This window comes from Inquilinus sp. YAF38, assembly GCF_052113205.1.
Lineage (GTDB): Bacteria > Pseudomonadota > Alphaproteobacteria > DSM-16000 > Inquilinaceae > Inquilinus.
Map to the genome: position 1 here is coordinate 55,445 of NZ_JBFRCU010000005.1, position 13,074 is coordinate 68,518.

General features: G+C 69.1%; 11 protein-coding genes. 4 read left to right on the forward strand and 7 right to left on the reverse strand.

Annotated features, from left to right (window positions below):
* Nucleotides 1–33: 33 nt before the first annotated feature.
* On the reverse strand, nt 34–1,575 hold the full coding sequence (locus AB4Z01_RS03475) for a serine hydrolase (protein ID WP_441690620.1): 1,542 nt from the start codon (nt 1,573–1,575) through the stop codon (nt 34–36).
* 204 nt (nt 1,576–1,779) lie between these two features.
* Between AB4Z01_RS03475 and AB4Z01_RS03480 the strand changes: the two genes are divergently transcribed.
* Complete coding sequence (locus AB4Z01_RS03480) at nt 1,780–2,709, forward strand: S1/P1 nuclease (protein WP_441690621.1); 930 nt, start codon at nt 1,780–1,782, stop codon at nt 2,707–2,709.
* A gap of 16 nt (nt 2,710–2,725) precedes the next feature.
* Here the strand turns inward: AB4Z01_RS03480 and AB4Z01_RS03485 are convergent, their stop codons facing one another.
* Nucleotides 2,726–3,325: an NAD(P)H-dependent oxidoreductase gene (locus AB4Z01_RS03485; protein WP_441690622.1), complete on the reverse strand. Its 600-nt coding sequence runs from the start codon at nt 3,323–3,325 to the stop codon at nt 2,726–2,728.
* Nucleotides 3,326–3,478: 153 nt separating this feature from the next.
* Here AB4Z01_RS03485 and AB4Z01_RS03490 point away from each other — a divergent pair, with 153 nt between their 5' ends.
* On the forward strand, nt 3,479–4,015 hold the full coding sequence (locus AB4Z01_RS03490; protein WP_441690624.1) for a TetR/AcrR family transcriptional regulator: 537 nt from the start codon (nt 3,479–3,481) through the stop codon (nt 4,013–4,015).
* Between the two features lie 486 nt (nt 4,016–4,501).
* Here the strand turns inward: AB4Z01_RS03490 and AB4Z01_RS03495 are convergent, their stop codons facing one another.
* Nucleotides 4,502–5,389 carry a LysR family transcriptional regulator gene (locus AB4Z01_RS03495; RefSeq protein WP_441690626.1) on the reverse strand — a complete coding sequence of 296 codons (888 nt, stop codon included), beginning with the start codon at nt 5,387–5,389 and terminating at the stop codon, nt 4,502–4,504.
* Nucleotides 5,390–5,498: 109 nt separating this feature from the next.
* On the opposite strand from AB4Z01_RS03495, the gene AB4Z01_RS03500 reads away from it, so the two are divergent.
* Nucleotides 5,499–6,662, forward strand: coding sequence for a mandelate racemase/muconate lactonizing enzyme family protein (locus AB4Z01_RS03500; protein ID WP_441690627.1), 1,164 nt, complete (start codon nt 5,499–5,501; stop codon nt 6,660–6,662).
* A 278-nt stretch (nt 6,663–6,940) separates the two neighbouring features.
* Nucleotides 6,941–7,558: a hypothetical protein gene (locus AB4Z01_RS03505; RefSeq protein ID WP_441690628.1), complete on the forward strand. Its 618-nt coding sequence runs from the start codon at nt 6,941–6,943 to the stop codon at nt 7,556–7,558.
* A 350-nt stretch (nt 7,559–7,908) separates the two neighbouring features.
* Here the strand turns inward: AB4Z01_RS03505 and AB4Z01_RS03510 are convergent, their stop codons facing one another.
* Genes AB4Z01_RS03510 through AB4Z01_RS03525 form a run of 4 tightly spaced genes read right to left on the reverse strand, consistent with a single transcriptional unit; the run spans nt 7,909 to nt 13,065 of the window.
* The gene (locus AB4Z01_RS03510) at nt 7,909–9,714 is read right to left on the reverse strand and encodes a gamma-glutamyltransferase family protein (protein ID WP_441690629.1); all 1,806 of its coding nucleotides are present in this window, start codon (nt 9,712–9,714) and stop codon (nt 7,909–7,911) included.
* A gap of 9 nt (nt 9,715–9,723) precedes the next feature.
* Nucleotides 9,724–10,596: an ABC transporter permease gene (locus tag AB4Z01_RS03515; protein ID WP_441690631.1), complete on the reverse strand. Its 873-nt coding sequence runs from the start codon at nt 10,594–10,596 to the stop codon at nt 9,724–9,726.
* A complete protein-coding gene (locus tag AB4Z01_RS03520) occupies nt 10,593–11,540 on the reverse strand; it encodes an ABC transporter permease (RefSeq protein ID WP_441690632.1) in 948 nt (315 codons plus the stop codon). The genes AB4Z01_RS03515 and AB4Z01_RS03520 overlap by 4 nt, the downstream gene beginning before the upstream one ends.
* A gap of 22 nt (nt 11,541–11,562) precedes the next feature.
* On the reverse strand, nt 11,563–13,065 hold the full coding sequence (locus tag AB4Z01_RS03525; protein WP_441690633.1) for an ABC transporter substrate-binding protein: 1,503 nt from the start codon (nt 13,063–13,065) through the stop codon (nt 11,563–11,565).
* Nucleotides 13,066–13,074: the final 9 nt, after the last annotated feature.

Here is a 13,074-nt window from a genome sequence, read left to right on the forward strand (position 1 = left end):
GTTCTTGCCGCGCAATCGCCGCGACGCGCCGGGTCACTGCAGGCTGCGCGCCAGCACCCCCAGGCCGAAATCGTCGAGGTCTTCGATCGTCACCTGGTCGGCCGTCTGGTCAGGGCCGAGCCGGAAGGTGACGGCGGCCAGGGCGTCCGGAATCTCCGCCGAGGGCGAATAGACGAACAGGTCGCGGTCGAGGTGGCGGAGCGGGAATTCGGTCTGCTGCTTCGGCCCGAGCGCGAGCCAGAGCGTGCCCTGCCGGTCGGTCACGGTGGCGGTGCCGAGATAGGCGTTGGCATAGCGGCCGGCATAGGCCGACAGGGGCAGGGCCGGAGTGGGCGAGGCCGGCGGCGTGCCGTAGCGCGCCTGGGCGGCGGCCACCGCCGGTCCGAACAGCCCATCGAACGCCTTGTTCCACTTGGCGGTCCAGTCCTCCGTCACCCGGCCGTCGAAGACCTGGTCGAAGAAGCTGTCGGCGATCCCTTCCGGCAAGCCGGTCGGGAAGGCGTTGGTCAGCACCACGATGCCGATATCGTCGTCCGGAAACAGGCTGACCAGGGTTCGGGCGCCGACGCTGAAGGCGCCGGCATGGTCCCATTGCAGCCCGTGCCGGCCATATTGGACGTTCCAGCCGAGGCCGTAGAAGGCGGCGGCGCCGGTCACCGGATTGGCACCCCGCGCCATCAGCGGCTGATGCGTCTCGGCCAGCGCTTCCGGCTTGATCAGAACTTCGCCGGCGTAGCGGCCGCGGCCGAGTTGCAGCCGCAGCCATTGTGCCATGTCGCGCGCGGTCGAGCTGACGCCGCCGGCCGGCGCCTGCGGGTCCGGATCACGGGTCAGCTTCGCCGTCCAATCGCCACCGACCCGGATATGCAGCGCCGACCGGTTGGCCCGGGTCAGGAAATCGGCGTGGCGCGAGCTGGTCATGGTCATGCCCAGCGGGCCGTAGAGCAGCTGCTGCGCCGCATCTTCCCAGCTCATCCCGGCCGCTTTCGCCGCCGCCACCGCACCTTCGGTGAGGCCGAAATTGCTGTAGGAATAGGCCGATCGGAAGCTCGTGGCCGGCGCCACCTGGCGCAGCCGGTGCAGGATCTCGCCGCGGTCATAGCCCAGCGCCTCCAGCTCGTTGCCGGCAGCGCCGGGCAGGCCGCTGCGATGGGCGAACAGGTCGCGGATGGTCAATTGCTGGGTCGGATAGGCATCGGCCAGGGCGAAGCCCGGGTCGATCTCGGCGATCCGGCTGTCCCAGGTGACGACGCCTCTTCCGACCAGCGCCGCAACGACCGTGGCCGAGACCGGCTTCGAGCAGGAGGCCAGCTGGAACACGGTGTCGGCATCGACGGTGTCCGGTTTCCCCTCTTCGCGCAGGCCGAAGCCCTTCAGGAACACGACCCGGTCGCGATAGACCACGGCGATCGACAGGCCCGGCACGTCGCCATGGTCGACCGCCGCCTGGGCCATCTGCTCCAGCTTCGGCAGCGCCGCCTGCACCGCGTCCTCGGTCACGGCGGCAAGCGCGGCCGTGGCCGGCATCAGGGACAACGCGATCGCGATCGCGGCGGATAGGCGGCTGAGACGCACGGACGTAATCCCCCTTGGTCGCGACGGCGGCGCCATCGCACCTCATCATGCCTGCCGGACGCCGTGGGGAACAGCGTCGGCGACAGCCGTTTCCAGACCGGATGAGGGCTGCTTCGCCGGCAGCGATCCTCCGCCGCAGTGACGCCGCCCCCTGTTTTCCATCACCATGACGTGCCGGCGCGACCAAACTCCGGAGGTGCCCAGATGCGAACCCTCGTGGTCCACCTCAGATGCTGGAGGGCGGCCGGGCTTGGCGCGATGCTGATGCTGGCGCTGCTGATACCGCACCAGGCGTCGGCCTGGGTGCGCGAAGGCCACATGGCCACCGGCGCGCTGGCCTACGACATCCTGGAGCAGCGCGACCCGGAGGCGATCGCCGCCGTGCTCCGGTTGATGCAGGCGCATCCGGACCGGGCGCGCTTCGACTCCCAGCTCGGCGGCCTGACCGGCCGCGACGGCGAGCGCCGAATGTTCGAGTTGATGGCGATCTGGCCGGATGCCGTGCGGGGCACCGCCTATGCTTATCCGAGCTGGCATACCAGCCAGCGGATCGTGTCCTCGGCAGGCAGCGTGATCCCCTTCGCCTTCGGCGGCGCCCAGTTCGAGTTCGGGCGCAACCTCGCGGTCGCCCGCGACGCCGCGGCCTCGGATGCGGACCGGGCGGTCGCACTGTGCTGGGTGATGCATATCGTCGGCGACATGCACCAGCCGCTGCACACGGCGATGTGGATGTCGTGGCGCTTCCCGATCACCGATGCCGGCGGGCAATGGGCCTGGGTCCGCCCCTCGGCAGACGCGGCCCCCGAGCGCTTGCATTGGTTCTGGGATTCGGCGGGCCATCCGGCCGCGCTCGCCCTCGCGCCGCCGGAATCGCACGAGGCCAAGCTGGAGCAGGACCCGCCGGCCGACACGCTGTCGCCGGACCCGGAGACCGCCTTTGCCCATTGGGTGGCTCAGACCCGCGAGCTCGCCTATGAGGTCGCTTATGCGCGCGGGAGGCTGCGGGCGGGCAACTCGCCCGACTCCGCCCGCGTGCTCTCCAGCGACTATGTCGAACGGGTCCGGGCGGTCAGCCGGGTCCAGCTGACCGCCGCCGGCCGCCGGATCGGGGCGCTGCTGTCGGGCCTGCGCTGACGGATGGTGGGTGAGGTCAGGCGGCCTCGACCTGTTCGGTCGCCCGGAACAGTTTGCCGCCGATGGCGCGGGCGGCTTCCAGATGGGCGCCCGGATCCGGCGTGACCGGGGGCAGCAGCAGCTCGGAGGTGACCACGCGGGCGCCGCAGAAATCGAAGATGCCGTGGTCGATCTGCGTCTTCATGGCGGCGGAATAGCCGTGCCGGTCATAGGTCCGCTGGCCGGCACCGCCGAGGGCGACGAGATGGACCGGCAGGCGGCCCAGCTTCTTCTCCAGCTTGCCGCCGGGGATCTCGTCATAGGCCCAGCCATTGGCGAAGACCCGGTCGATCCAGCCTTTGAGCAGCCCCGGCATCGACCACCAATAGACCGGATAGACCAGCACCAGCGCGTCGGCGCGCTCGATCCGCGCCTGCTCGGCCAACACGTCGGCCGAGGGCGCCGCCTGCTTGAGATGGACGGCGTGGTCGGTCGCGCTGAAGCGCGGATCGAAGCCCTCCGCCATCAGGTCGGCGATCTCGACGGAATGGCCCGACACGCCCACGGCGAGACGGGCGGCGACGGTGTGGGTCAGCGATTTGGGATCGGGATGCGCGACGACGATGAGCGCGTGCATGCCGGCAACTCCTGGTGATTGCGGGAAAGACGAATGTCTTATATACTTCTGGTAAGTTACGTTTGGTATATAGCCGTGTCAAGCACCGGAACGAGAGAAATCGATCCCCGGCCGCGCCGCCGCCTGTCGCGGGAGGAGCGGCATCGCCAGCTCATGGACGTCGCCTGGCGCGTGGTGCGGGAGGAGGGGACGGACGCCCTGACGCTCGGCCGTCTGGCCGAGCAGGCCGGCATCACCAAGCCGGTGGTCTACGACCATTTCGGCACGCGCACCGGGCTGCTGATCGCGCTGTACCGGGAGTTCGACGACCGCCAGACGGCCCAGCTGCAGGCCGCGCTGCGGACCGGCGAGCCGACCCTGGCAGGGCGGGCGGCGGTGATCGCCTCCGCCTATCTCGACTGCGTGCTGGCCCAGGGCCGCGAGATCCCGGGCGTGGTCGCGGCGCTGACCAGCTCGCCGGAGCTGGAACGGGTCAAGCGCGACTGCGACGCGGCGTTCCGGGAAACCTGCCGCGCCGCGCTCGCCCCCTTCGCCATGGGCGGCGCCATCGCTCCCGCCGGCCTCTGGGCGATGCTGGGCGCCGCCGAGGCCCTGTCCACCGCCGCGGCGAATGGCGATCTCACCGCTGAAGAGGCGCAGGCGGAATTGGCCGAGACCATCGCCGCGATGGTGGCCCGCAACCGGGGCTGAGGGGATGTCGAGCGTCTCCGCGTTGTCTCTCCCGTTACCGAGGCTTTTTCAGAATAGCTGTGACCCACCCCTCATTTTTAGTCCCCCCTCCCACTAACCCCCTCCCGCGAGGGCTAGCGGATTCACATATCCTCCGCTCGGTAAGACTGACCGCAGGCATACGGACAGATTGCCTCTCCCGCTTGCGGGAGAGGTCGGGCTCGCGCAGCGAGACCGGGTGAGGGCAGCTCGGGCGACACCAGGACCGTTGTTTCAGGACCGGGCAGATCATGTGCTCGCTCCTGGCACAGCGGCACTTCGGCGAGGCTGCTATCCCCTCACCCGGACATCCTTCGGATGTCCGGCCTCTCCCGCAAGCGGGAGAGGCAATGGGCTCGTAAGCCCACCACGGCGTCGCCGATAGATGTGTGAATGCTGTAGCCCGCAAGGGGAGGGGGGACTCATGGTGCAATCGGGACAACCCGATCTCGCTTGAACCATCCGGGTCTAGGCGACAGCCTTCCAGAAGGCCTCGGCGGCCTCGCTCTGCCGCGGCACCGGGCGGAACAGCCGGATCTCGATCGGCACCTGATGCTCCGGGCCGCCGGCTTCGACCAGCAGGCCGGCGGCGACGTCCTCCTCCGCCAGGGTCTGCGGCAGCCAGGCCAGACCGTCGCCGTTCCGGGCCATGGATTGCAGCGTGGCGGCGAGGTGCGAGGTGAAGACCGGCTGCAGCGCCGGCCGTTCGCCCGCCGCCTCCCAGCTTCCCGCCAGAATCCGGCCCAGCCCCGACTGGTCGCTGTAGCCGAGATAGCGGGGCGCCGCCGCGCCGCCGAGGGCCCAGCGCGGCGCCCCGCCGGCGGCCGGCGCGCTGAACGGCACCAGCACGTCATGCCCGACCACGATGCTGCGGAACGGACGCCCGTCGAAGCGCGTCGCCAGGCTCGGATGGGCATGGCACAGCAGGAAGGTCACGTCGCCGCGGATCATCATCTGCTCGCAGGCCTGCAGGCTGTCCGAGACCAGGTTGAGGCTGCCCAGCCGTGCGGCCGCGTCGGTCCGGCGGATCCATTTCGGGAAGAAGGTGAAGGACAGGGCGTGGGTGGCCGCGATCGACAGCGGCGGCGCCCCTTTCCGCGCGGCCTCCAGCGTGTCGCGGCGCAGTTGGTGCAGCGCCCGCACCAGGATCTCGGCCTGGGCCTGGAAATGCTCGCCGGCCGGGGTCAGGGCGACCCGATGCGTGGTGCGCAGGAACAGGGGCGCGCCGACCCAGTCCTCCAGCGCGCGGATCCGGCGGCTGAAGGCCGGCTGGGTGACATGGCGCCGCGCCGCCCCGCGGGAGAAGCTCAGCGTCTCTGCCAGCGCCAAATAATCCTCCAACCAGTTAAGATCCATCGGTTATGCCGATCCCTTATAAGCAATCCTGACATTGGCATTGGCGGTGCCGGCCGTCGGGCCTTAATCCTCGAACACGAACAGGCCCTGGTCAGAAGGAAAATACAGCATGCGCATCGTCGATGTCGTCGAGGTCACCAAGCCGATCGCCTCCCCGATCCGCAATGCCTATATCGACTTCTCCAAGATGACCACCAGCCTGGTGGCCGTGGTCACCGACGTGGTGCGCGACGGCCGCCGGGTCGTCGGCTACGGCTTCAACTCGAACGGGCGCTACGGCCAGGGCGGGCTGATCCGCGAGCGCTTCCGCGACCGGATCCTGGCGGCGGAGCCGGCCAGCCTGCTCGACGACGAAGGAAGCAATCTCGACCCGCACCGGATCTGGGCGGCGATGATGGCGAATGAGAAGCCCGGCGGGCACGGCGAACGCTCGGTCGCTGTCGGCACCATCGACATGGCGGTGTGGGACGCCGTCGCCAAGATCGCCGGCCAGCCGCTGTTCCGCCTGCTGGCGCAGCGCAAGGGGCGTGAGGCCGACCCGCGCGTCTTCGTCTACGCCGCCGGCGGCTACTATTACCCCGGCAAGGACAATTCGGCGCTGCGGGCAGAGATGCGCAGCTATCTCGACCGCGGCTACACCGTGGTCAAGATGAAGATCGGCGGCGCCCCGATCGCCGAGGATCGCGGCCGCATCGAGGCGGTGCTGGCGGAGATCGGCAGCCAGGCGCGACTGGCGGTCGACGCCAATGGCCGCTTCGACCTCGAGACCGCGATCGCCTACGCCCGGATGCTGCGGGACTATCCGCTGTTCTGGTACGAGGAGGCCGGCGACCCGCTGGACTACGCGCTGCAGGCGGCGCTGTCCGAGTTCTATCCCGGACCGATGGCCACCGGCGAGAACCTGTTCTCGCACCAGGACGCGAGAAACCTGCTGCGTTATGGCGGTATGCGGCCGGACCGCGACTGGCTGCAGTTCGACTGCGCCCTGTCCTACGGGCTGGTGGAGTATCTCCGCACCCTCGACGTGCTGGCGCAGCTCGGCTGGTCGCCGTCGCGCTGCATCCCGCATGGCGGCCACCAGATGTCGCTGAACATTGCCGCCGGCCTCGGCCTTGGCGGCAATGAGAGCTACCCGGACCTGTTCCAGCCCTATGGCGGCTTCCCGGATGGGGTGCGGGTCGAGGCCGGCCACATCGTGATGCCGGAGCTTCCCGGCATCGGCTTCGAGGGCAAGTCCGACCTGATCAAGGTGATGCGGGAGCTGGCGGAGTAGGGGCCTCGCTCACGAAACTGTCAGAATTCCAAACACCGTCATTGCGACCCCGGCCTTGAGCCGGGGGAAGCAATCCATGGCGCAGCTCGTGCGGGACGATGGATTGCTTCGTCGGCTTCGCCTCCTCGCAATGACGGTCAGGGATGGGCGTTGTGAGGAGGTCCCATTTGCGGCAGATGCAACCCATTGTTTTTCCACGGAAAATACGATCTCAGTAGTATTATCGGCTGCATCTGTTCATGCTACGTTCCATGGAAATGAGGCCTCAGGATTGCGGATTGGATGACGGGCCGGTCGATCCGGACCTGGCCTGGACGCRCTGGGCATTGGGCTCCCTGGGCGAGCTGGTCGAGATCGGCCTCCGCTCGGCCCGGATGACCGCGACCGAGCAGATGGCGACGCCGATCACGCGGACCAAGCCSGAYTTCGCGCTGGCGCAGGTGCGCCTGGCCCGCTCGGTACGGCTGTCGATCGCGATGAGCCAGCGGGTCCGCGAAAGCTAYCAGGATCGCAAGAACGGCAAGACGGAGCCCACGCCGGCKGAAGAGGCCGTGGCATCCGAAGCTGCGGCAGCCGAGGCCGCRCCGGCAGCCAGTTCACAGAACGGCGAGCCCCGGAGGGAGCCGCGCGAATCCCTGACCGAGAGCGAGCGCCTGGAGCCCGAGCTCGAACCCGCCGAGGAGGCGGAGGAGCGCCGCGACCTGGACACCGCCCTGCTGCCGCGGGACTGGGACGGCGCCGCCGCCGAGGCTCCCGACCGCCTGCCCCCCGATCACGTGCCCGACGCCCCTAGTGGAGCCGCGGCCGCGCAGCCCGAATCCGACTGGCCTCATCCATTGGACGCGTCCGACACCAGCCGGCCCATGCCGAAACTCTGGGAACCGGACAGCAGCTGAGGGTCGGCGTGGCGCGACCGCGTAGGTTGGGTTCGCCTTCGAACCCAACATCTCGCCGCCGCGCCTCTGTTGGGTTCGCTTACCGCGAACCCAACCTACGAAACCGCTTTGCCTTTCCACTCTCCCCCTCCCCTTGCGGGAGGGGACAGGGGGAGGGGTCTGCGCGCGTCCGCGCGCCGCCGCCGCATGCCTGCCCAAGAAAATCGTCATCCCTGCGAAAGCGGGGATCTCGTCACGCCAGATCGGCAAGAGATTCCCGCTTTCGCGGGAATGACGACAAAGGGATGAGTCGCTGTCCTGAAAAGGCCCCGCCAGGCGGGAGAAGCAATGCGCTCCGACGTCGCCTGCCCCTACCGCCCCGCCGCATAAGCCTGCATCAGCCGGGGCGTGGCGGCGGCGTGCAGCAGGCCGTCGGGGTCGCGGGATGCGGCGACCAGGCGGCCGACGGTCCAGGCCGGCGCCTCCTCCAGATCATGGCCGCGGCGGCGCAACTCGGCCAGCGTCTCGGGGCCGAAGCTCTCCTCGGCCAGCAGGTGGCCCGGCTTGCGCTCGCGCGGATAGAACGAGCTCGGGAAATGCGCCGTGTGGAACATCGGCTGCTCGATCGCCTCCTGCAGGTTCAGCCCGTGATGGACATGGCGCAGGAACAGCTGCAGCTGCCACTGCTCCTGCTGGTCGCCGCCGGGCGACCCGAACACCATGTACGGCTTGCCGTCGCGCAGCGCGAGCGAGGGCGTCAGGGTGGTGCGCGGCCGCTTGTAGGGCTCCAGGCTGGCCGGCAGGCCGGGCTCCAGCCAGAACATCTGGGCGCGCGAGTTCAGCATGAAGCCGAGCTCCGGGATCACCGGCGAGGATTGCAGCCAGCCGCCCGACGGCATCGCCGCCACCATGTTGCCCCAGCGGTCGACCGCGTCGATATGGACTGTGTCGCCGCGCCGGGCCGACAGCATGTCGGCCATGGTCGGCTCGTTCGCCGCCAGCTCTTCCAGGCTGGTGCCGCTGACCTTGGACAGCCGCTCCAGCGCCGCCATCACCCGGTCGACCTGGGCCTCGTAGCCCGGCACCCGGCCCGGCCGCAACTCGCGCGAGGCGGTGGCGCCGATCAAGCCGCGGCGGGCGTCGCTGTAGACGTCGGACAGCAGCGCCTCGACCGGCACGTCGACGAAGTCGGGGTCGCCGTAATAGGCCTCGCGGTCGGCGAAGGCGAGCTTCATCGCCTCGGTCACCGTGTGCACGAAATCGGCGCTGGCCGGGCCCATCGACGCCAGGTCGATGTCCTTCAGCAGGGCCAGCGTCTGCAGGAACACCGGGCCCTGGCCCCAGGGCCGGATCTTGGCCAGGGTGTGGCCGTGATAATCATAGGTCAGCGGCGCCTCGTAGAGCGGCGCCCAGCCTGCCATGTCGTTGCCGGCGATGACGCCGCGGTGGCGCCGGCCGCTCTCGTCCATCACCTCGGTGTTGCGGGAGAACCGGTCGATCGCCTCGGCCACGAAGCCGCGATAGAAGGCGGCGAACGCCGCATCAGCCTGGCGCTGGCGGTCGCCGCCCGCGGCCTCGGCCTCGCGGATGATCCGCTTCCAGGTCTCCGCCAGGGCCGGGTTGCGGAACAGCTGCTTCGCCTTCGGCGCCGACCCACCGGGCAGGAACACGGCGGCGGAGCTCGGCCATTCGGTCTCGAAGAAGTCCTTCAGCCCGGCGATGGTGTCGGCGACGCGCGGCAGCATCGGATGGCCGCCCTCGAGATAGTGGATCGCCGGCTCCAGCACGTCGCGCACGGTCAGGTTGCCGTAGTCGCGCAGCAGCACCATCCAGGCGCCGAAGGAGCCGGGGACGACGGTGGCCAGGAGGCCGTTGCCGGGGATCAGCTCCAGCCCCTCGCCCTTGTAATGGGCGATGGTGGCGCCGGCCGGGGCGGTGCCCTGGCCGCACAGCACTTCGGTCCGGCCGGTCTCCGCCGAATGGAACACCACCGGCACGTCGCCGCCGGGGCCGACCAGGTGCGGCTCCACCACCTGCAGCACGAAGGCGGTGGCGACGCAGGCGTCGAAGGCGTTGCCGCCGCGCTCCAGCATGGCCATGCCGGCGGCGCTGCCGAGCCAGTGGGTCGAGGTGACCATGCCGAAGGTGCCGAGCAGCTCGGGACGGGTGGTGAACATGGGTGTCTCTCAGCTTTCGCGGGGGTCCAGGGCGTCGCGCAGACCGTCGCCCAGCAGGTTGAAGCCCAGCACGACCAGGAAGATCGCGCCGCCCGGGAAGATCGACATCCAGGGCGCCTGGGACATGAAGTTCTTGGCGGTGTTCAGCATCGAGCCCCAGGACGGGCTCGGCGGCTGCTGGCCGAGCCCGAGGAAGGACAGGCTGGCCTCGGCGATGATGGCGGTGGCGATGGTCAGGGTCGCCTGCACGATCAAGGGCGGCATCACGTTCGGCAGGATGTAGCGGATGATGATCCAGCGATGGGGCAGGCCGATCGAATGGGCGCCCTCGACATAATCCTCGGTCTTCACGCTCAGCACCTGGCCGCGGGTCAGGCGGATGAAGATCGGCATCGCCGACAGGCCGATCGCGATCATGGCGTTGGACAGGCTGGGGCCGAGGAAGGCGGCCAGCGCGATCGCCAGGATCAGGAAGGGGATGGCCAACATCGCCTCGGTGGCGCGCGAGATGGCACCGTCGACCAGCCCGCCGTAATAGCCGGCGATCAGCCCGAAGGGCACGCCGACGGCCAGCGCGATGGCGACCGAGATCACCCCGGCCATCAGCGAGGCGCGGGCGCCGTAGGCGAGGCGGGTGTAGATGTCGCGGCCGAGGTCGTCGGTGCCCAGCCAATGCGCGGCCGACGGCGCCTTGCGGATGGCGGTGAAGCTGGTCTGCAGCGGGTCCTGCGGCGTCACCAGCGGCGCCAGCACCGCGAGCAGCACGAAGGCCAGCACCAGCACGGCACCGACCACCGCGCTCTTGTTGCGCAGGAATTTCTGCAGGCCGCGGCTGCGCCGCTTCCGGGCGGGGGCGTCGGTGCCGAGAGCCGTCACGGTCATGACGGGTACCTCAGCCGCGGGTTGATCAGGATGTACAGCACGTCGGCCAGCAGGTTCATGGCGATGAAGCCGATCGCGGTGCACAGCACCACGCCCTGGACCACGGCGTAGTCGCGGTTGAACACGGCATCGACGATCAGCTTGCCGAAGCCCGGGATGGTGAACACCTGCTCGGTCAGCACCGCGCCGGCCAGCAGCTCGCCGAACAGCAGCGTCACCAGGGTGACGATCGGCACCAGCGCATTGCGGAAGGCGTGCTTCAGCACCACGGCAGGGCCCAGCAGCCCCTTGGCCCGGGCGGTGCGGATGTAGTCCGACCGCAGCACGCCGAGCATGGCCGACCGGGTATGCCGCATCAGCGTCGCGGCCAGCGCGTTGCCGAGCACGAAGGACGGCATCAGCATGGTCTTGAGGCTGAGCCACAGGTCCTGCGACGGCGAGACGTAGCCGGAGGCGGGCAGCAGCCGCCATTCCACCGACACCAGCAGGATCAGCATGATGCCGAGCCAGAAATTCGGGATCGACAGGCCGGACAGGGCGAAGATGTTGGCGCCGTAGTCGACGGCCGTGCCCTTGTTCACCGCCGCCAGGATGCCGGCCGGGATGCCGATCAGCAGGGCGAAGACCATGGCCATGGCGGCCAGCTGGATCGTCACCGGCAGCTTCTGGGCGATCAGCTCGGTCACCGGCGCGTCGGTGCGCAGCGAGATGCCGAAATCGCCCTGCACCACCTGGCCGATCCAGGCGAAATACTGCACCGGGATCGGGTCGTTCAGCCGGTACTTGTCGCGCAGATATTCCAGGACCGCGGGGTCGCGCTCCTCCCCCGCCATGGCCAGCACCGGGTCGCCCGGCAGCAGCTTCTGCAGGGCGAAGACCAGCATCGACACCAGGATGATGGTCGGCAGCGCCACCATCAGCCGGCGCAGGATGATCCGGATCATGGATGCGATATCCCGAGCATCCTCAGCCCTCGATGCTCATGCCCCGGAGGCGGATCATGCCGTCGGGATAGGCGGTGAAGCCCTTCACCTTCTGCGACAGCACGAACGGCCAGGGCTGGTAGTAGGTGTAGATGATCGGCAGCTCGTCCTCGAGGATGGCCTGGGCCTGGTCGTACAGCGCCTTGCGCTTGGCCTGGTCCGGCGTCTGCCGGGCGGCGTCGAGCAGCTTGTCGACCTCCGCGTTGCAGTACTTACCGTCGTTCAGGTTGCCCTTGCAGGTGACGAAGGCGTGGATGTTGCCGTCCGGGTCGACGCGGCCGGACCAGCCGACCTGCTCGGCCTCGAAATTGCCCGACGCCGCCTCCTTCATCATCGCCGCGAACTCGGTGGCACGCAGGGTGATGTCGAAGCCGGCCTCGGACGCCATCGCCTGGATCAGCTCGGCGATCTGCTGCGCCGTGGTGCCGGTGCCGAACACCAACTCGAAGGCCACCCGCTCATGCCCGGCCTCCTTCAACAGCTGCTTGGCCTTCTCCAGGTTGCGGGCCCGCACCGGGAACTTGTCGCTGAAATAGGGGCTGGCCTGGGGGAAGGGCTGCTGCGCCGGCGGGTAGATCCCGGCCCCGACCACCTGGTTGATCGCGTCGCGGTCGATCGCCAGCTCCAGCGCCTGGCGCACCCGCTTGTCCTGGCCCAGCGGGTTCTTCGCGCGGTCGCCATTGCCGGTGTTGATGGTGATGCCCTGGTAGCCGATGCCGGTGACCGGGACGAATTGCAGCTCGGCATCCGCCTTCACCGCCTCGACGTCGGACGGGGCCAGCCGCTCCAGCATGTCGAGGTCGCCGGCTTTCAGATTGGCCAGGCGCACCGTGGTGTCGGGGATCGGCTGGAACACCACCTTGTCGATCTTGTAGTTCGCGGCGTCCCAGTAGCCGGCGTATTTCTGCAGCACGATGCGGTCGTTCTGCACCCGCTCGACGAAGCTGTAGGGGCCGGAGCAGACCGGCTTCTGGCCGAAGCCGTCGCCGGCGAAGGCCTTCGGCGCCAGCATCATGCCGGCACGGTCGGACAGCTGGGCCAGCAGGGTGGCGTCGGGGCGCGACAGCTTGATCGCCACCGTCTTCGGATCGACCGCGACGACATCGGCGACCGAGGCCAATTCGCTCTTGCGCAGGCTGTCGGGCAGGGTGCGGGCGCGGTCGAGATTGGCCTTTACCGCGGTGGCGTCGATCGGCTCGCCATCCTGGAAGGTGATGCCGTCCCGCAAAGTGAAGGTCAGGGTCAGGTTGTCGTCGCTCCAGGCCCAGCTGGTCGCCAGCTTCGGCACGAAGCCGAGCTCGGGGTTGATGTCGATCAGCTTGTCGCAGAGCGAGGCGAAGACGATGCGGCCGACGAAGGTGCGGGCCCGGTGCGGGTCCAGCACGTCGGGATCCTCATTGAGGCCGACCCGGAGCGTGGTCTGGCCATAGGCCGTGCCGCTGAGCAGCAGGCCGGCGAGCGTGAGGAGAATGGGGCGTGCGCGCATGGAATGAGC